The sequence below is a fragment of the Vibrio sp. 1159 genome (assembly GCF_033340395.1).
Classification (GTDB): domain Bacteria; phylum Pseudomonadota; class Gammaproteobacteria; order Enterobacterales; family Vibrionaceae; genus Vibrio; species Vibrio alginolyticus.
In genome coordinates, this window is sequence record NZ_JAWOWL010000030.1 from 16,995 (window position 1) to 36,031 (window position 19,037).

17 protein-coding genes are annotated in these 19,037 nt (G+C 43.4%); 12 read left to right on the plus strand and 5 right to left on the minus strand.

The window, feature by feature from the left end; all coding sequences use genetic code 11:
- Positions 1–25 precede the first annotated feature (25 nt).
- The 3 genes from lysS (at position 26) to R7127_RS19705 (ending at position 3,900) form a co-directional block, all read left to right on the plus strand.
- On the plus strand, positions 26–1,543 hold the full coding sequence (lysS, locus tag R7127_RS19695; RefSeq protein ID WP_005382861.1) for a lysine--tRNA ligase: 1,518 nt from the start codon (positions 26–28) through the stop codon (positions 1,541–1,543).
- A gap of 242 nt (positions 1,544–1,785) precedes the next feature.
- Positions 1,786–3,120: a cyclic-di-GMP-binding transcriptional regulator VpsR gene (vpsR, locus tag R7127_RS19700; RefSeq protein WP_017635067.1), complete on the plus strand. Its 1,335-nt coding sequence runs from the start codon at positions 1,786–1,788 to the stop codon at positions 3,118–3,120.
- Positions 3,121–3,648: 528 nt separating this feature from the next.
- Positions 3,649–3,900 (plus strand): hypothetical protein, encoded by a 252-nt coding sequence (locus R7127_RS19705; protein WP_005381776.1) that lies wholly within the window; start codon positions 3,649–3,651, stop codon positions 3,898–3,900.
- A 131-nt stretch (positions 3,901–4,031) separates the two neighbouring features.
- On the opposite strand, the gene R7127_RS19710 is transcribed toward R7127_RS19705, so the two are convergent.
- Positions 4,032–5,066 (minus strand): NADP(H)-dependent aldo-keto reductase, encoded by a 1,035-nt coding sequence (locus tag R7127_RS19710; protein ID WP_005381774.1) that lies wholly within the window; start codon positions 5,064–5,066, stop codon positions 4,032–4,034.
- A gap of 154 nt (positions 5,067–5,220) precedes the next feature.
- Between R7127_RS19710 and R7127_RS19715 the strand changes: the two genes are divergently transcribed.
- Positions 5,221–5,532, plus strand: coding sequence for a DUF6482 family protein (locus tag R7127_RS19715; RefSeq protein WP_005381772.1), 312 nt, complete (start codon positions 5,221–5,223; stop codon positions 5,530–5,532).
- Between the two features lie 15 nt (positions 5,533–5,547).
- Here the strand turns inward: R7127_RS19715 and mutH are convergent, their stop codons facing one another.
- Complete coding sequence (gene mutH / locus R7127_RS19720; protein WP_017821501.1) at positions 5,548–6,228, minus strand: DNA mismatch repair endonuclease MutH; 681 nt, start codon at positions 6,226–6,228, stop codon at positions 5,548–5,550.
- 619 nt (positions 6,229–6,847) lie between these two features.
- Here mutH and rppH point away from each other — a divergent pair.
- The 5 genes from rppH to R7127_RS19745 all read left to right on the plus strand — a co-directional run bounded on the left by rppH (position 6,848) and on the right by R7127_RS19745 (position 12,186).
- Positions 6,848–7,369, plus strand: a complete 522-nt coding sequence (gene rppH / locus R7127_RS19725; RefSeq protein WP_005381953.1) for an RNA pyrophosphohydrolase — start codon at positions 6,848–6,850, stop codon at positions 7,367–7,369.
- Positions 7,370–7,371: 2 nt separating this feature from the next.
- Positions 7,372–9,618, plus strand: coding sequence for a phosphoenolpyruvate--protein phosphotransferase (gene ptsP / locus R7127_RS19730; protein ID WP_005385966.1), 2,247 nt, complete (start codon positions 7,372–7,374; stop codon positions 9,616–9,618).
- 6 nt (positions 9,619–9,624) lie between these two features.
- Positions 9,625–10,416: a sulfite exporter TauE/SafE family protein gene (locus tag R7127_RS19735; RefSeq protein ID WP_172563369.1), complete on the plus strand. Its 792-nt coding sequence runs from the start codon at positions 9,625–9,627 to the stop codon at positions 10,414–10,416.
- 87 nt (positions 10,417–10,503) lie between these two features.
- Positions 10,504–11,325: a prolipoprotein diacylglyceryl transferase gene (gene lgt / locus R7127_RS19740; protein WP_005381948.1), complete on the plus strand. Its 822-nt coding sequence runs from the start codon at positions 10,504–10,506 to the stop codon at positions 11,323–11,325.
- Between the two features lie 9 nt (positions 11,326–11,334).
- Positions 11,335–12,186, plus strand: a complete 852-nt coding sequence (locus R7127_RS19745) for a thymidylate synthase (protein ID WP_017636170.1) — start codon at positions 11,335–11,337, stop codon at positions 12,184–12,186.
- Between the two features lie 70 nt (positions 12,187–12,256).
- Here R7127_RS19745 and R7127_RS19750 read toward each other — a convergent pair whose 3' ends face one another.
- Positions 12,257–13,399, minus strand: a complete 1,143-nt coding sequence (locus tag R7127_RS19750) for a flavohemoglobin expression-modulating QEGLA motif protein (protein ID WP_017636169.1) — start codon at positions 13,397–13,399, stop codon at positions 12,257–12,259.
- A gap of 147 nt (positions 13,400–13,546) precedes the next feature.
- The gene (locus R7127_RS19755) at positions 13,547–14,692 is read right to left on the minus strand and encodes a Na/Pi symporter (RefSeq protein WP_025768431.1); all 1,146 of its coding nucleotides are present in this window, start codon (positions 14,690–14,692) and stop codon (positions 13,547–13,549) included.
- A 386-nt stretch (positions 14,693–15,078) separates the two neighbouring features.
- On the opposite strand from R7127_RS19755, the gene nhaR reads away from it, so the two are divergent.
- Both nhaR and R7127_RS19765 read left to right on the plus strand, forming a co-directional pair.
- Positions 15,079–15,969: a transcriptional activator NhaR gene (gene nhaR, locus R7127_RS19760; RefSeq protein ID WP_005381942.1), complete on the plus strand. Its 891-nt coding sequence runs from the start codon at positions 15,079–15,081 to the stop codon at positions 15,967–15,969.
- A 288-nt stretch (positions 15,970–16,257) separates the two neighbouring features.
- A complete protein-coding gene (locus tag R7127_RS19765; protein WP_005381940.1) occupies positions 16,258–16,566 on the plus strand; it encodes an ArsR/SmtB family transcription factor in 309 nt (102 codons plus the stop codon).
- Positions 16,567–16,870: 304 nt separating this feature from the next.
- Here the strand turns inward: R7127_RS19765 and rpsT are convergent, their stop codons facing one another.
- Complete coding sequence (rpsT, locus tag R7127_RS19770; RefSeq protein ID WP_005381938.1) at positions 16,871–17,131, minus strand: 30S ribosomal protein S20; 261 nt, start codon at positions 17,129–17,131, stop codon at positions 16,871–16,873.
- 305 nt (positions 17,132–17,436) lie between these two features.
- Between rpsT and murJ the strand changes: the two genes are divergently transcribed.
- Positions 17,437–18,999 (plus strand): murein biosynthesis integral membrane protein MurJ, encoded by a 1,563-nt coding sequence (gene murJ, locus R7127_RS19775; protein WP_206971425.1) that lies wholly within the window; start codon positions 17,437–17,439, stop codon positions 18,997–18,999.
- Positions 19,000–19,037: the final 38 nt, after the last annotated feature.

Sequence of the window (19,037 nt, forward strand, 5' to 3'; positions counted from 1 at the left end):
CCGACAAAAACAGGATACATCGAAAATGACTGATGCTGTTCAAAACGAAACTGTACTAGAAGAAAATAAGCTGATTGCTGAACGCCGCGCTAAACTGGATGCAATCCGAAAGAGCTGCAAAGCGAACGGCCATCCAAACGACTTCCGTCGTGACGCACTAGCGGGCGACCTTCAGAAAGAGTTCGGTGAAAAGACGAAGGAAGAGCTAGAAGAGCTTAACCACGTAGTAGCAATCGCAGGCCGTATCATGGCTAAACGTGGTCCATTCTTGGTAATTCAAGAAACTTCTGGCCGTATCCAAGCTTATGCTGACAAAGCGGTTCAAAAAGTACTTAAAGAAAAATACCAAGGTCTAGATATCGGTGACATCATCGGTGTTAAAGGTGCACTTCATAAGTCTGGTAAAGGTGACCTATACGTGAACATGGAAGAGTACGAGTTGCTAACCAAAGCACTACGTCCACTTCCAGAGAAGTTCCACGGTCTAACTGACCAAGAGATGCGTTATCGCCAACGTTACGTTGACCTGATCGTTAACGAAGACTCTCGTCAAGCGTTTGTAGTACGTTCTAAAGTAATGTCTGCAATCCGCAACTTCATGATCTCTAAGCAGTTCATGGAAGTTGAAACGCCAATGATGCACGTTATCCCTGGCGGTGCGAGTGCGCGTCCATTTATCACGCACCACAACGCACTAGACATGCCAATGTACCTACGTATCGCGCCAGAGCTATACCTGAAGCGTCTAGTTGTTGGTGGTTTTGATCGCGTATTCGAAATCAACCGTAACTTCCGTAACGAAGGCCTTTCTCCACGCCACAACCCAGAATTCACAATGATGGAATTCTACATGGCGTACGCAGACTACAAAGATCTGATGGACCTAACTGAAGAACTACTAAGCTCAGTGGCGCAAGAAGTTCTAGGTTCAACGTCAATGCCTTACGGTGATGAAACGGTTGAGTTTGGTGGTACTTACACTCGTATGAGCATGTTCGAAGCAATCAAGCACTACAACCCAGACCACGCGCAAATCCAAGCGCTAACAGAAGAAGACCTACAAAACCGTGATCTAATGGTTTCTATCGCGAAATCTGTTCACGTTGAAGTAGAACCTTTCTGGACATGTGGTCAGCTTCTTGAAGAGATCTTTGGTGAAACAGCAGAACCTAAGCTAATGCAGCCTACGTTCATCACTGGTTACCCAGCAGATATTTCTCCACTAGCTCGTCGTAGCGACGATAACCCGTTCTTTACAGACCGCTTTGAGTTCTTTATCGGTGGCCGTGAAGTAGCGAACGGTTTCTCAGAGCTTAACGATGCTGAAGACCAAGATGCACGCTTTAAAGCACAGGTTGAAGCGAAAGAGTCTGGTGACGACGAAGCAATGTTCTACGATGCAGACTACATCACTGCTCTAGAGCACGGCCTACCGCCAACAGCAGGCCAAGGTATCGGTATCGACCGTTTGGTTATGCTACTGACTAACACGCACACTATCCGTGACGTGATCCTATTCCCTGCAATGCGTCCGCAAGCGTAATTCGATAGGATGAGTAAAAAACCACCTTCGGGTGGTTTTTTTTGCCTTTTAGTTAAGTTAATTCAAGTTGTTGCATTTGCTTTTTAATGGGATATGCAAATAAACATTCGCCAAATCTCAATCTATTGCATAGTCTTAATACTGAGACAGACGTGAGGGGGCGGAGTCTCGATAATGTTACCCGCTCGCAAAGATAAGTTTGTGGCACAAAATTTCTATTAACAATGAAAAAGGGTTAGAGAATGGCTGGGCAGTTTAAGATGGATTCCATCCCGGGATCGCTTGTGGTAGTTGGCGGTACTTATGAGCCTTGGTTATCGGTACTGGAGCAAGTGGGCTGGAAGTGTCACCAAGTAGGTGACTTACGCAAAGCTAATACGCTGTTAGAAGATATTGGTCCATGTATCGGTATTGTTGATCTCAGCCATGACGAGTTCAGCTTGAATGGTTTGGCGAACTTAGTCAGCTCTCACAAACACGTACGTTGGTTAGCGTTTATTCGTGAATCTCAGCTTGGCACTGACACCATATGCCAGTTCATTGTTAACTTTTGTATCGATTTTTTCACAGCGCCGATCCCAGATGCACAGTTATTAAGCACAATAGGTCACCAGCTTGGCATGCTTAAGTTGGAGAAAAAAGTTTGGCCTAGTTTTGGTAGCAGTTTAGATATGGGTTTGATCGGTGAATCTATCCCGATGAAACGTTTACGCGATCAAGTGAAGCGCATTGGTCCAACGGACGTCAGTATTCTGATTTCTGGGGAAAGTGGGACTGGTAAAGAGGCGGTTGCTAGGGCCATCCATAAAGTCTCTTCACGCTCTCATAAACCGTTTATGGCAATTAACTGTCGCGCACTCAATGAACAACGTTTCCAAGCTGAAGTATTTGGTATTAACGCCGATGAAGATATGGAAGCATGCCTGCTTGAACAAGCAGATGGCGGCACCGTGTTGTTTAACGACATTCTTACCATTTCAAAAGAGCAGCAAATGAATCTGCTGAGATTCTTGCAAGAAGGCACCATTGATACCAAAGATGGCGTAAAAGCGGTTAACGTGCGTATTCTTGCTGCTAACTCGTCAGATGTTGAAAAAGCTTTGATTGACGGTGACTTCAATGAAGAGCTTTACCATTACATCAACGTTTTGCGCATCAATGTCCCTAGCTTGAAAGAACGTGCGAGTGACATCGCATTGCTGGCTCGTTTCTACTTACAAGAGTTCTCAAAAGAGTACAACTCGCAAGCAAAAAGCTTTTCTGAGGATGCATTCAAGGCACTGACACGTTATTTCTGGCCTGGAAATGTGCGTGAGCTGATGAACCAAGTGAAGCGAGCGGTATTAATGTCCGACAGCGTAATGATTGAAGAGCATCACTTAGATTTACCTCAACGTAATGACTCAAAGCGCAGCTTGAAATCAATCCGAGAGAAGAGTGAACGTGATGCGTTGCTGGTTGTTTTGGAATCTCATTCTGGTCAAGTTTCAAATGCGGCGAAAGAGCTCGGAGTTTCGCGTGCAACCATGTATCGACTACTTAATAAACATAACTTGATTTCCGAACAAGCCATGTAGTTGGCCTTTCCCTGTGTTAAATAGGCGAATAAATACAATAAAAGAGAGTGGCCACAGAGCCGCTCTTTTTATTTTTGTTTGGTTTGATTTATAAAATCCGCAAATTTATATATTCCTCAGGTGAATATGTTATACGTAAAAGTATATGAAACTAAATTGCGGTGTATTGATTTGTTTTTAATCAAAAAGGCAAAAAATGTTTGATATATATCCATCAAAGCTTACAATTTAACCGTAACTCAATGAGTTATACCTTTCATAAACGGATTAATTTTTAGCTAGGAGGCGCAAGATGAAACATTACGTTGTTAACACCACTGCTTGCGCTGATCGTATGCCTATCGCTCCGATAACCCTTAAATCGGATGATACCAATACCACTGGCTCACAAGATAAAAATTAATCCGTAACCTATCATATTTATTACTAGGCTGCGGAAAAGTAGCGGCTTAGTATCAACAGAATATTTCTGTTCATTTTACGCACTATTTTTCCCAGTCGAATACATCGATAATCGGAGAAAATATTATGCGTCACTCTATTTACCTACAATTGGCCACTTTGCTATTGAAAGCAGACCTTAAACGCGAAGAAAAGCAATGGCAGCGCACCATACGCCGAACTGCTCATGATATTCCATGGACGAATGTTCATCTATTGAGAGATATTGGTTTAGATCGCGATGGTCGTTCTACACGTGCCAATGTTCCGGATGCAGTAAAAGTTGAACGTCGAGTTCGTCACCTTCGTCGAGTCTTAACGTCGCGAATAATGACGTAATCGTTAGCGTGTTGGGCTGACTGAGTTGCTAACGAGTCATTCAACACGCTTAACTTTTTATATGAAGTATGACTTCATTGGATAAACAGCTGATCTTGAAGATCAGCTGTTTTCGTTTGAAGGTGGTACTGTTAAGGGCAAGGATTCGAGTAAGTTGTACCTATTGCTTGAATTTCAGTAAGTAGTTCGTCGCTAAGTTGCAAATCAATACTGTCGATATTGGCTTTTAATTGGTCTAGGTTTGTTGCTCCGATAATGTTAGAAGCAACAAATGGACGCTGATTGACAAACGCGAGCGCCATTTGTGCAGGGTTTAGACCATGCTCTTGAGCTAAATTGACGTAAGCTTCGGTCGCTTTAACACCTTGCGGAGTGAAGTAGCGCGCAAAACGCTCCCACTTAGTGCATCGAGCGCCTTCAGGTTTTGCCCCGTTTAGGTATTTACCACTCAGGCAGCCAAATGCCAAAGGAGAGTAGGCAAGTAACTGAACGCCTTCGTAATGGCTGATTTCAGACAAGCCAACTTCGAAGCTGCGGTTCAATAAGTTATATGGGTTTTGAATGGAGACAATTCTTGGCAAATCGTGTTTTTCTGCCAAACGCAATAGCGACATCACACCCCACGGCGTCTCGTTGGATACGCCGATATAGCGCACTTTACCTGCATTCACTAATTCAGTAAGCGCTTCCAACGTTTCAATTAACGTGACTTCTTCTTGTTTGTCAGGGTATGGGTAGTTGAGTTGACCAAAGCAGTTGGTTTGACGCTGCGGCCAATGTAGTTGGTACAAATCGACATAATCGGTTTGTAGACGATTAAGGCTGTCATCAATTGCTGTATGGATGTGGCGACGATTAAGGCTCATGTTGTCTCTAATGTGAGGAACATTGCGAGGGCCTGCCACTTTTGTTGCCAGTACTACTTTCTCTCTTTTGCCGCTTTTTGCTAACCAATTACCGATGTATTGCTCGGTGAGCCCTTGTGTTTCCGAGTTTGGCGGTACAGGGTACATCTCTGCGGTATCGATGAAGTTCACCCCATGATCGAGGGCAAAGTCGAGCTGTTCAAAGGCGTCCTTTTCTGTGTTTTGCTCGCCAAACGTCATAGTGCCGAGGCAGATTTTACTGATCTCAAGTGATGAGTGCGGTAGTTTTGTGTATTGCATATCACGTCCTTGAAGAGTTACCGACTAAATAAGTGACTCCAATATAGGGGATTTTTAGCCGCAATCGCAAATGATTTACGTATAAAGGGAGAGCAAACTCGAAAGCTACAGTTAGCCTAACTACACTTAAATAATCGTGTGAAGGAGGTATGTTATGCAGAAGCATCAATTGGACATGTGGCTACATGGTCCACATAAAGATACTTATAAAACTCCCAAAGTATTTGTGATTGGGTGTTCTGATGTCTCTGACTATCTTTTAGCTGTGGAGTACAAGCATCAACTTGAGCCGATTAAAGACGGTGAAGACCCGATACATTTTGGCTCTCTAGACTTAGTAAAAGAAGAATTATTGAGGCTAGGGGTCGATAAAGCGTATTTAAGGCTGCGTAATGCGTATGACGAATGTGGCACTGAAGAGGCAGCCTCGTACTGCGATATTGAGTTATCGCTCGTGACGCACTAAATAGCTGATATAGTTTTATTCTGGTTGAGTGTTAATGTAGTGCTTGAGTAAGATCTGTTCAGTAAACTGTGTTCTAAGGTAAAAGCCTCGGGGCAGAGTTTTCATCGGCTTACCATTTGAGTTATATGCTTCGGTGAGCGCTTTTGCATTTGCGGCTTTAGGGCGAAGATGCAGCGCTTCTCCGTGTCTGGCGGAAATTTGATCAAATCTTCCCAAGACGATCATCTCCATTAACTCTTCCCAGTCATTTCGCAAAATCCGTTCTTCTTCTTCATCTGGTGACCAAATGAGTGGACTGCCCACACGTCTTTCAGCGAGTGGGATTTCTCGTTCTCCTTCTACGGGTACCCAAAGCACACGAGATAGCTTGTTTCGAACATGACTTGTTTCCCATGTAAGACCATGAACACCAGTGAGGGGGGCCACAGAAACAAAGGTTGTTTCTAAAGGTTTGCCAGAGTAACTGATCGGAATACTTTTCAACTCGATCCCTAGTTTTGCGAAATCTTGTTGAGGTTTACTGCCAGCTGGAGCGCCCAAGTGCCATTCGAGTAATTGACCCACCCAACCTTTATCACGTTTTAAGTTTTCAGGAACAATCATATTCGCCTCGGCGGCCAACTCAGCAAAACTGAGTCCTGCCATATCATGCGCTCGTTCCAATAGCTCTGCTTCTGTTTGTGGTTCTGGTTTCATAGTTACAAGGTGGTATTACAAAAAATATAGTTTATCAAACTCCGACCAAATCTACTGTTTAAGATTTCACCGAGGCGGTGTAAGAACGATCAATTCATAACTTATCCACAGGTGGAGGAGGTATTGATAAGATCCTGACGAGGTCTGTATGAATAAACAGGGGTTAAAATGCATTTTTGGGGTTGATTTTGTTGTAATCATCTAAACGAATAGCAGGTAAGTGTGGATAAATAGCCTGTTGGTGGATCTTTGACCGATCTGAGTTTGGTGAAAAGATCATCAAGAAATTGAAGATCGAATTATCGTTATTTTTAAAAATAAATACTTTTTTATCAATGTTTTATGTTTGTTTTTTTGTTTATTCATTTGTTTTTCATTTGATGGGATTGAACTGAATTACTCATTTGAATTGAATTCTTCACAAAGTTATTCACAGAAAAGGTGAATAAATGTGGGCAATGTCTCACTCTTGTGTTGATAAGGTATGGTTTGATTAAAAGATATCCAAAAATGCTGAAAAGGTAATAAATCTTGCTCATATCACATCAGTAAGTTTGCTAGTAATGGGGATATGTGGAAAAATCACGGTAATAAAAAATTTATTCATAGAGGTTAGCCAGTGATAGATGGCGATGGTTACCGACTTAATGTTGGTATTGTGATATGTAATAACCATGGTCAGGTCTTCTGGGCTAAACGATACGGGCAACACTCATGGCAATTTCCACAAGGTGGGATTGACGAAGGTGAAACCCCTGAACAAGCCATGTTCAGGGAGTTATACGAAGAAGTCGGTTTAACGAAAAAAGACGTTAAGATCATTGCAACAAGTCGTCATTGGTTAAGATATAAGCTACCAAAGCGATTGGTGCGTTGGGACTCCAAGCCTGTTTGTATCGGCCAAAAACAGAAATGGTTTCTGCTGAGATTAGAATGCGATGAGTCTCGCATTAATATGCAACGCGGAAAATCCCCTGAATTTGATGGTTGGCGCTGGGTAAGTTACTGGTATCCAGTTAGGCAAGTTGTTTCTTTCAAGCGAGATGTTTATCGACGAGCGATGAAAGAATTTGCATCCTTAGCCATGCCTTTTCGAGAGAGAAAAGCGAAAGGGAAAAGAAAAAAGCAACGTAGAGGATAATCATGCTCAGTCAGCTAAGGGAAATAGTTGAGAAAGTCTCTAGGGTCGATGATGTGCATCTGGCACTCGATATATTGGTGAAAGAGACTTGTGCTGCCCTTAGTACTGAGTGCTGTACTATCTATCTTGCTAATGAAGAAATGCAGCGCCTTGAGTTAATGGCAACTCAAGGCCTTATTTTTGAAGGTGATAGTATTCATATCAACTTCAATGAAGGCTTGGTTGGGTTGGTAAAACGAAGCGCTGAACCCCTTAACCTTGCCGAAGCCTCAAAACACCCCGAGTTCAAATTCTTTCCTCAACTCGGCGAACAGATTTACCACTCTTTTTTAGCTACTCCAATCATTCATCGTAAACAAGTTTTAGGTGTGTTGGTGATCCAACAAAAAACGCCGCGCTTGTTTAGTGAAATGGAAGAATCGTTTCTTGTTACCTTATCCGCTCAGTTAGCGGTGCTCATTGCACATGCGCAGAATCTTGGGCATTGGCAGTTAGCATCTAAACCCACGGTATTAAAAGGTTTGCCTGCGTCTACTGGTGTCGCGATTGGAGAGTTTTGGTTCGACAATACCCAGCCGAGTTTATCGGATGTTTTCCCTTCGTCCACGTTAGATAAGGAACGCGAGCACGAGACACTACTGGTGGCCATAGAGCGAGCGTTAAATGACTTTCGCCGTATGCGGAAAAAGCTGGACAGTGAAATCAACAAAGATGCGCTGGCGATCTTCGATCTGTTTACTCACTTACTGAATGATCCGATGCTTCGCGGTGATTTGAAGAAGCAGATTGAAAAAGGAGATAGGGCAGACTGGGCGTTACGCCAAGTTGTAGAGTCATACTCGAATCGATTTGCCAGAATGTCGGATGTATACATGCGTGAAAGAGCGCAAGATATCCGAGAGTTAGGGCAAAGGCTGCTCTATTTTCTGCACAACAGTGAGCAAGAAAATTCTGCAATTGATCGTCCCATTATTTTGGTGGCGAATGAACTCACTGCCACCTTGCTCGCTTCTGTACCTAAAGAGTTCTTGTTAGCTGTCGTATCATTAGAGGGAGGCGCAAACTCTCACGCTGCCATTTTATCTCGAGCTCTTGGGGTCCCTGCAGTCATGGGCGCCAACATTAATCCGGATGTGGTGAATGGCAAACTCGGGATAGTCGACGGCTATACGGGTGAGATCTTCTTAGAGCCAAACCGTCAGTTGTTGCGAGAGTATCGCAGCTTAGTAAGCGAAGAGTCTGAATTGTTTGCCATGGTAAACAAGGACCTCGCACTCCCTGCGGTTACGCAAGATAATCACCATATCGAAATTATGCTGAATGCGGGACTCAGTGCAGACAGTAATATTGCCATCAACACAGGTGTTGATGGTGTTGGGTTGTACCGAACTGAGATTGCATTTTTACTTCAGCATCACTTTCCGTCGGAAGATGAGCAGTATCATCAATACCAAGCAATACTTAACAGCTATCCGAATCAACGAGTAGTGATGCGTACTTTGGATATTGGTGGTGACAAACCTTTGCCGTATTTGCCCATCGAAGAAGATAATCCGTTTCTAGGCTGGCGTGGCATTCGTTTTACATTGGATCATCCAGACATTTTCTTGATCCAGCTGCGTGCAATGTTAAGAGCGAGTGCAGAAAGCGGAAACTTAAGTATCTTATTGCCAATGGTGTCAGGGGTAAAAGAGCTAGACGATGCCATTAGCTTGATTAATCAAGCTCACAGCGAAGCCGTTTTGCTTGATGATAGAATTCAATTCCCACAAATTGGGGTCATGATTGAAGTACCTTCGATGGTGTATCTGTTGCCAACGATTGCTCACCGTGTTGATTTTGTTTCTGTCGGGACAAACGATTTAACTCAGTATTTATTAGCGGTAGATAGGAACAATTCGCGCGTAGCGGATGTCTATGAATCTATGCATCCTGCGGTACTGTTAGCGCTTAAGCAAATCCATGAGGTGTGTGATAAATATCAGGTGCCCGTGTGTATTTGTGGTGAGCTAGCGGGTGATCCATTTGGCGCTCTTCTCTTACTTGGGTTAGGGTATACCAGTTTGAGTATGAACACCTCCAATGTGGCTAAGGTGAAATATTTGATTCGTCATAGCCAACAAGAAGAATTAGAAAAATTAGCGGAGCAAGCAATGACAAAATCCTATGGGGAGGACATTCATCAAATGATGCATGACTTCTTCATTCAACAGGGCTTTGCGGGCTTTATCCGTGCAGGTAAAAAGTAGGAAATCGTGACCGTCTCTTTATTTTTGTTATTGTTGGCGCTAGGCGCTTTTGTGGGTGTGATGGCGGGGTTACTCGGTATCGGTGGTGGTTTGATTGTTGTTCCTGCCTTGTTGTATTTGCTTCCTCTTGCTGGGATCTCTCCAGAAATGAGTATGCACATGGCCTTAGCCACTTCGTTAGCGAGTATTATTGTCACGTCTGGCTCATCGGCGATGAATCACCTTAAGCTCGGCAATGTCGATATGTTTGTCGTAAAATGGTTGATGCCTGGTGTGGTCATTGGTGGCTTTGTTGGTGCCAATATTGCTGAGTGGATCCCTACACACTATTTGCCGAAAGTGTTTGGTGTCATTGTTCTTTGCCTGTCAGTACAAATGTTTCGTTCCATTAAAGTTACGAGCAGTAAACCTATGCCGAGCTGCCCTGTGACTGTAGTTTACGGCACGGGAATTGGTGTCGTATCAAGCCTTGCTGGTATTGGTGGTGGCTCACTGTCGGTACCATTTTTAAATAAACATGGGATAGAGATGCGTAAAGCGGTGGGTTCATCCTCCGTTTGTGGTTGCGTGATTGCTATTTCTGGTATGATCGGCTTCATCTTACATGGCTATAAAGTGGAAGGCTTACCTTCATACAGTATTGGTTATGTTTATCTTCCCGCTTTATTAGCGATTGCTATGGCCTCGATGCTCACAACAAAAGTGGGTGCGAAGCTGGCAACTAACCTTCCAACTGCGGTATTAAAAAAGATATTCGCGGTGTTCTTAATGTTTGTTGCAGCGACCATGCTGCTCTAAGTTTGTACCCAAGTCATTCTCGCTGAACCAAGCATCTAGAGGTTACTTGGGTATATTTATTTTGTTGTGATAAGAAGAGAATGATTTATGTCTCAGGGATATATTGAATTTCCCAATATTGATCCGGTTTTAATCTCTATTGGTCCTGTTTCGGTTCGTTGGTACGGTTTGATGTACCTTGTGGGCTTTATGTTTGCTCTATGGTTAGCGAACCGACGTGCGGATAAGCCTGGAAGTGGTTGGACACGAGAGCAGGTTTCTGATTTGTTGTTCGCAGGCTTCCTTGGCGTGGTGATTGGTGGCCGTGTAGGCTACGTGCTTTTCTACAATTTTGAGCTCTTCCTGGCTGACCCTTTGTATCTATTTAAAGTGTGGACCGGTGGTATGTCTTTCCACGGGGGCTTACTGGGTGTGATTACTGCGATGTTCTGGTATGCACACAAAAACGGGCGAACTTTCTTCGGTGTTGCTGACTTTATCGCGCCGCTTGTGCCATTTGGTTTGGGTATGGGGCGTTTAGGTAACTTCATGAACAGCGAGTTGTGGGGCCGAGTAACGGATGTGCCTTGGGCGATCGTTTTCCCAAATGGCGGTCCACTGCCACGTCATCCATCGCAGCTTTATGAAATGGCGCTTGAAGGTATCGTACTTTTCTTCATCTTGAATTGGTTTATCAAGAAACCTCGTCCTCTAGGTTCTGTTTCAGGGCTATTTTTAGCTGGATATGGTACATTCCGCTTCTTAGTTGAGTACGTGCGCGAACCAGACGCTCATTTGGGTTTATTCGGTGGCTTTATTTCCATGGGACAGATTTTATCCCTGCCAATGGTGGTTATCGGTGTCCTCATGATGGTTTGGGCATACAAACGTGGTCATTACAAAGACGAATTACCACAAAAGACGAAGTAAGGTATTGGTGTGAAACAGTATTTAGATTTGTGTCAACGCATCGTTGACCAAGGTGTTTGGGTTGAAAATGAGCGTACAGGCAAGCGCTGCCTGACCGTAATCAACGCGGATTTAACCTACGATGTTGCGAACAATCAATTTCCGTTGGTCACCACACGTAAAAGTTTTTGGAAAGCAGCCGTTGCAGAGCTACTAGGGTACATTCGTGGTTACGATAATGCGGAAGATTTTCGTAAGCTGGGCACGAAAACCTGGGATGCCAATGCCAACCTAAATGATGCCTGGTTGAATAACCCATACCGTAAAGGCGAAGACGACATGGGCCGTGTCTATGGGGTTCAAGGGCGCGCCTGGGCGAAACCTGATGGTGGTCATGTTGACCAGCTACGTAAGATAGTGGATGACTTAACGCGTGGCGTTGATGACCGCGGTGAAATCTTGAACTTCTACAACCCGGGTGAGTTCCACATGGGGTGCTTGCGTCCTTGTATGTACAGTCACCATTTTTCATTGCTGGATGATACGCTTTACCTGAATAGTACTCAGCGTTCGTGTGATGTACCGCTTGGCTTAAACTTCAATATGGTTCAAGTTTACGTGTTCTTGGCGATTATTGCGCAAATTACGGGCAAGAAACCTGGTCAGGCATTTCATAAGATTGTGAATGCTCACATTTATGAAGACCAGCTTGAACTGATGCGCGATGTTCAGTTGAAACGTGAGCCATTAAAAGCGCCGACGTTCCATATCAACCCAGAGATTAAATCTCTAGAAGATTTGGAAACATGGGTCACACTGGATGACTTTTGGGTTGAAGGGTACGAGCATCACGATCCTATTCGTTACCCATTCTCAGTGTAACGAGTATCGTTCTTCAAGATATAGAAAAAGCTCCGAATGGAGCTTTTTTCTTTTTTGTACTTAGAAGGTATTATTTTAGTGCACTGACAATATAACGGTGAATTGGGTTGGTCTGCATCGGTTTGGACAGTGCCGGGCTAATAAACTTAGGTTGAGTGAATATTTCTTTACTCACTAATGAACGGATAAGCTCAAAGTACTTCAGCTCCGTTTTCCCGCACAACAATAGTGAAAAGTCATCGCCCAATTTATCATAGGCATTGAGCACCTCTCGGAATCCTCTAAGATACAAGTAATCCTTCGTTAAACCTCCACCTCGATACACTCGGGCAGTCGTTGTAAATGCTTGAAGATCAGAAGCTTTATACTGTTCTTTTAATAGCATGAACGTATGGCGGAAATCGCGATCCTTGATCATCGACTCTACTGCCAGAACTCGTAAGGCTAAGGTTCTTAGGCGCTTGATACTGAAATGTCCTGACAGATACTCACATAATATAGCCAGCCCTTCTTGAGTGTTGGTATTGGCAGGACAACCTAAGCTCAGGACTTTTAGCGGTTGTTGACGACCGTTAAGCGTAGTCAGGAGATGTACTCCCATTTCATGATGTGCAAGAGCCTCCAGCTCATCAGTGGTGATGTACGCCGCGTGGTTAATTTTGACTCGAGACCCTGAAACTAGTGCGTTTGCTAACATCCCGTCCAACACCTGTATTTCACATTCATACCCATTGCGTTGAGCAAAATTTTGCATGAAACGTGCTATTGCACGGCTATCGTGCTGAGGTTCTTTTTCTTCTTCTGTAGGAAGGTGCAATATGAAATGGGCGTTGGCAATATCTTTGGCGCTCGGTTCCCCATAATAGCGTAAGGAGTTATAAAGAAACTCTTGCGTGCCGATGGTATTCACTTGATCCAGTTTATCTGCATAAGACTGAATTACATCCGCGTATAGCCTCTGCAGTTGGGTGTCTTGAATGTTTTCTAGAGGTAGCTCATATAGGCGTCGCTTTGCGCTGTGGGTATCTACGTTAGTAATTGAATATTGAAAATTAGGCTCTTGAGAATATTTGTTTTTAATGAAACGTTCTCTTTCTTGAGCATAATTAAGAGGATTCACGCTACTGAGGATATCAATATCAGCAACCAGTTGGGTTAGGTTTTCGTCTATTGCGAGTAGCTGATCAGAAATAGCGTCATTAAGCTGCGTCATGTTGTCGACTCCAAATGAGATAGCTCAGCATAAGCATGCTGATGTGGCTCAAATTATCACCGGACAATCGATTTGAACAGTTTAATTATCATAAAAAAGGCTCCACGATGTGGAGCCTAAACAATAAGCGATGGTATGTCGTTGTTGTTACGTTGTTAGGGCTAGAATTGCACCTGGTAGAATAACGAATACTGACATTAGGTAACCACCAACAACAGCTTTATTCTTAATAGCCATTTCAGAAATCATCTCAGCGCCTTTAACCGGAATCTCACGTAGGAATGGAATTCCAAAGATAAACAGCGTCGCCATGATGTTAAACACTAAGTGGACTAGAGCGATTTGTAGTGCGAATACTGCGAACTCTCCAGATACCGCTGTCGCTGCTAGTAGTGCCGTAATACAAGTACCAATGTTAGCACCCAGAGTGAAAGGGTAGATATCTCGTACTTTCAACACGCCAGTACCAACCAACGGAACCATTAAACTTGTCGTGGTTGAGGAAGATTGTACTAGAACGGTCACGATTGAGCCTGATACGATGCCGTGAATAGGACCACGACCGATGGCGTTTTTCAAAATTTCACGTGCGCGACCAACCATTAGGCTCTTCATCAATTTACCCATCACTGTGATTGCAACGAAGATAGTCGCAATACCCAAAGCAATAAGCATGACGCCGCCAACAGTATCACCGAAGGTAGAAAGTGGCTCTTTAATTGCGCCTACGACTGGCTTTGTAATTGGTTTAATAAAGTTGAAGCCTTTAATGCTCATATCACCAGTAGCAAGCAGTGGAGAAACAAGCCAGTGAGAAACTTTCTCTAAAATGCCGAACATCATTTCCAACGGAAGGAAAATAGCGACAGCAAGCAAGTTGAAGAAGTCATGAATGGTTGCACTTGCAAATGCACGTTTGAACTCTTCTTTACAGCGCACGTGGCCAAGAGACACAAGCGTATTGGTCACTGTGGTACCAATGTTAGCACCCATCACCATAGGGATAGCGGTTTCTACAGGTAAGCCACCTGCAACCAAGCCTACAATAATAGACGTTACAGTACTTGAAGACTGAATTAAGGCTGTTGCCACCAAGCCGATCATTAGACCTGCAACTGGGTGTGCGGCAAATTCAAATAGCACCTTAGCTTGATCGCCAGTTGCCCATTTAAAGCCACTACCAACCATAGATACTGCTAGAAGAAGCAGATATAACATGAATGCCAAGTTAGCCCAGCGTAACCAACGAGCTGTGCTCGAAATTGGTGCCACTGTTGAAGTAGCTTGGTTCATCATAATTTTCTCCGTTGACCTTTCAGTTCATTTTTCGGTCTGTAGTTGAATCTGCGGGCGATGTTAGAGAATAAATATTTCAGTAATATTACAGATTTCTTGCTGTGAGAGATTTTTATTGTTCTTTTTGATAATGGCGTAAAAGAGGAAGAAAGTTAATTTTTAACTTGTTGATTTTAATGGTTAAATTTTGATTTCGTTTTGTTTGGTTTTTGCGTTTTTTTTGTAGAGAAAATGCGCCTCAGTTCAACTTTTATGACAGTGTTGACTTTATACTTTCGGTAAAACTTATGCTTTTGTAAGGTATTGTATGGTTTTGTCGAGTTTATTGTTTGTCTCTGTCACATTTGGTATAAAAAGTATCACTTTCTTTTCGGGACTCGATCATGTCACATCTAAACTACAACCATCTCTATTATTTCTGGATGGTGTGCAAACAGGGCTCTGTAACTAAGGCGGCTGACGCGCTCTTCCTGACACCGCAAACCGTGACAGGACAGATTAAAGCGCTTGAAGAGCGCATGAAAGGAAAGTTAACCAAGCGCAATGGTCGTACAGTTGAGCCCACTGAGTTAGGTCAGCTTGTGTTTAAGTACGCCGACCGGATGTTCGGTTTGAGTTATGAGATGTTAGATATCGTCAATTACAGCCAGCACTCGAACATTCTATTTGAAGTTGGTGTAGCCGATGCATTATCTAAACGCTTGGTCAGTAAAGTACTGATGACGACCGTCCCGGAAGATAACAGTATTCATTTACGCTGTTATGAATCGACCCACGAACTGCTACTTGAACGCCTTTCTCAGCACAAGCTAGATATGATCCTTTCGGATTGTCCCGTTGATTCTACTCAAAGTCCTGGCCTTTATAGCAAAAAGTTAGGTGAAAGTAGCATGAGCTTTTTTGCTTCTTCTGAAATTGAAAATGTGCGATTCCCTGAGATCTTGGAACAAAAAAAACTTCTGATTCCCGCGAGCCGAACGGCTATGGGGCGTAAAGTTATTCAATGGTTTGATCGTCAAGGCCTTCAACCTAATGTGCTGGGGGAGTTTGATGATGTTGCGTTGATGAAAGCTTTTGCTCGGTACCACGATGATGTGATTTTCTTGGCACCGACCGTATACATGTCGGAGATTGAAGACGACCGAAATTTACAGCTAATTGGCCATGTCGATGGGCTAAAAGAAGAGTACTACGTGATTTTTGCGGAACGAATGATCCAACACCCCGCGGTAAAAAATGTTTGTGATGCTGATTTCAGTCAAATGTTTGAGTAAACCCGTATCGTTGCGTAAATAAATAGATTACTATCAATAAAAATATAATTCTAAATAATATCTAAGTAAGCAAGATACTTGTTTTAGTGAGCAAAACTATTAATTATTGATGGCGCACCAATTAAAATCCTTGGTGGATAATATTGGTGTATCACTAACAACTAAATTAGAGGTTCTAATAATGAAGACTCTGGGAGTGTATCTTGATTTTCTTAGATATATAAATCAGTGCAACACAACAAGCTGGCCAGGGTTGGAATAAGTAAGTTGTAGCTAGAGGTCCAACACATGAATCTACAAGAAATGGAGCAGAACTCCGCAAAAGCCGTCGTGTTGCTCAAAGCGATGGCAAACGAGAGACGCCTACAAATCCTTTGTATGCTGCATAACCAAGAGCTGTCCGTGGGAGAGCTGTGTGCAAAGTTAGAGCTAAGCCAGTCGGCATTATCTCAGCATCTTGCTTGGCTTCGCCGTGATGAGTTAGTCACGACAAGGAAAGAAGCACAAACGGTGTACTACACATTAAAGAGTGATGAAGTGAAAGCGTTAATAAAAACACTGCATAGTCTTTATTGTGCTGAGAGTGCTCAACATTAATTAAATAGTCCTAATATACTGCTCATCTTAGAGTGTGAATCTAACTTGTTGGAATATTTGAGAGTGGCGTTAAACTTTTGATGATAGGGTACTACTCATCGACCAATTTGCTTTGTTCTCAAGTGTTTTATTAGTGCTTTCTAGTTTGAGCGTTATATGGGTAATGAATAAGCTGATGTCTTTAAATGGGACATTCAGAAAAAGAAAAGCTGGCATTGCCAGCTTTTTTTATTAAGAAAATTTTGTAGATATAAAAAAACCGACACAAGGTCGGTTTTTTCTTCACTGTAAAATCAGGACTCTATTAAAGAGCTTTGATTTGTGCAGCGAAACGAGACTTATGGCGAGCTGCTTTATTCTTGTGAATAAGGCCTTTAGTTGCCATGCGGTCTAGGATAGGTGTAACTACAGCGAATGCAGCAGTTGCAGCTTCTTTGTCGCCTGCTTCGATAGCAGCAACAGTTTTCTTCATGTAAGTACGCATCATTGAGCGACGGCTAGCATTGTGCTGACGACGTTTCTCAGCTTGGATAGCGCGCTTCTTAGCAGATTTACTATTTGCCAAGGGTCTAACTCCCAAAAACTTAGTTCTGTGACAATTTAAGGGCGAGGAATATCCCTCATTTGCGCTTAAATGTCAAATGATTTGTGCAAAAACCGATCTAAGCCAAAACAAATTTTGGTAAGAGAGGTTATCGCGGTTAAGATGGCGGGGATTCTAACAGCATTTTTATACCAATGCTAATAATTATCCGCGAAAGGCACACTTATTCCTTACAACCCGCGGATAGATTTTTGACGTCTATTTACAGCACCTGTCAGAGAAACAGTATAGGGTTAGCTGTCTTATGGTGATATTCCGAGGTTACAGTGAGTAAACGACTACTCAAGTCTGGCATGATCGTCAGTGCTATGACATTTATTTCCCGCGTTCTTGGCCTAGTTCGTGATGTTGTAGTGGCAAATTTAATGGGGGCAGGAGCAAGCGCAGACGTCTTTTTCTTCGCCAATAAAATTCCTAATTTTTTACGACGTTTGTTTGCTGAAGGTGCTTTTTCCCAAGCGTTTGTACCTGTTTTAACGGAAAGCCATGCTCAAGGCGACATGGATAAAACTCGGGAGCTCATTGCTCGTGCAGCGGGCACGTTGGGGGTGATAGTCTCAATTGTTACCATCTTAGGTGTTCTAGGTTCCGGTGTGGTGACTGCACTGTTTGGTTTTGGTTGGTTCCTAGACTGGATGCATGGTGGTCCCGCGGCTGAGAAGTTCGATCTTGCTAGCGTGATGCTCAAGATTACCTTTCCTTATTTATGGTTCATCACTTTTGTTGCCCTATCGGGAGCCATTCTCAATACACTAGGTAAGTTTGCGGTTTCTTCGTTTACTCCCGTCTTCCTCAACGTAATGATCATTTTGGCAGCATGGTTTATCTCGCCGCAGATGTCACAGCCAGAGATTGGTCTTGCCATCGGTGTTTTCCTTGGTGGTTTGGTTCAGTTCTTATTTCAAATCCCTTTCCTTATTAAAGCGGGGGTTATGGTTAAGCCAAAATGGGGCTGGCGCGATCCGGGCGTGGTGAAGATCCGAACCTTAATGATTCCTGCTTTGTTCGGTGTGTCGGTAAGCCAAATCAACTTGTTGTTTGATACTTTTATTGCCAGCTTTCTGCAAACCGGTTCGATCAGTTGGTTGTACTATTCAGATCGCTTGTTGGAATTCCCGTTAGGTCTGTTTGGTATTGCTATTGCAACGGTGATTTTACCAGCATTATCACGCAAACATGTTGACGCACAAAATGAAGGATTCGCACAAACCATGGACTGGGGGGTGCGCATGGTGATCTTACTTGGCCTTCCTGCAATGCTTGGTTTGATGGTACTGGCAAAACCTATGTTGATGGTGTTATTCATGCGAGGTGAGTTTTCGCCACAAGACGTACATCAAGCATCATTGTCACTCTTTGCTTACGCTTCAGGCTTGTTGAACTTTATGCTGATTAAAGTGCTTGCTCCGGGTTATTACTCGCGTCAAGACACCAAAACGCCAGTGAAATACGGCATCATTGCGATGGTGACCAACATGGTATTTAATGCAATTTTTGCGTACTTCTATGGCTACGTTGGCTTGGCTATCGCGACAGCACTATCGGCATTTGTGAATATGGCACTGCTGTATCGTGGCCTGCACATCGCAGAGGTATACCAAATCACTAAGCGAACCGTCTTCTTTATTATACGTTTAGCTATTGCTGGCGCGGCGATGGTTGCGGCAATCTTATGGCAACTGGAAGATATGTCAGTATGGCTGGGCTGGAGCTTTGCTCACCGAAGCGCGGTGCTAGGGATGTTGATCGGTTTAGGAGCAGTGGTTTACCTAGTGGTTCTATTTTTAACTGGTGCGCGTTTAAAAGACCTAAAAGCTGGGACAGACTGAGGGTGATTAGTATATAATCCGTCAGTTTCACACAGTGT

Coding starts and splice junctions, on each gene's coding strand:
- lysS (WP_005382861.1), top strand. CDS start 26: ATGACTGATGCTGTTCAAAACGAAACTGTACTAGAAGAAAATAAGCTG.
- vpsR (WP_017635067.1), top strand. CDS start 1,786: ATGGCTGGGCAGTTTAAGATGGATTCCATCCCGGGATCGCTTGTGGTA.
- R7127_RS19705 (WP_005381776.1), top strand. CDS start 3,649: ATGCGTCACTCTATTTACCTACAATTGGCCACTTTGCTATTGAAAGCA.
- R7127_RS19710 (WP_005381774.1), bottom strand. CDS start 5,066: ATGCAATACACAAAACTACCGCACTCATCACTTGAGATCAGTAAAATC.
- R7127_RS19715 (WP_005381772.1), top strand. CDS start 5,221: ATGCAGAAGCATCAATTGGACATGTGGCTACATGGTCCACATAAAGAT.
- mutH (WP_017821501.1), bottom strand. CDS start 6,228: ATGAAACCAGAACCACAAACAGAAGCAGAGCTATTGGAACGAGCGCAT.
- ptsP (WP_005385966.1), top strand. CDS start 7,372: ATGCTCAGTCAGCTAAGGGAAATAGTTGAGAAAGTCTCTAGGGTCGAT.
- lgt (WP_005381948.1), top strand. CDS start 10,504: ATGTCTCAGGGATATATTGAATTTCCCAATATTGATCCGGTTTTAATC.
- R7127_RS19750 (WP_017636169.1), bottom strand. CDS start 13,399: ATGACGCAGCTTAATGACGCTATTTCTGATCAGCTACTCGCAATAGAC.
- R7127_RS19755 (WP_025768431.1), bottom strand. CDS start 14,692: ATGAACCAAGCTACTTCAACAGTGGCACCAATTTCGAGCACAGCTCGT.
- nhaR (WP_005381942.1), top strand. CDS start 15,079: ATGTCACATCTAAACTACAACCATCTCTATTATTTCTGGATGGTGTGC.
- R7127_RS19765 (WP_005381940.1), top strand. CDS start 16,258: ATGAATCTACAAGAAATGGAGCAGAACTCCGCAAAAGCCGTCGTGTTG.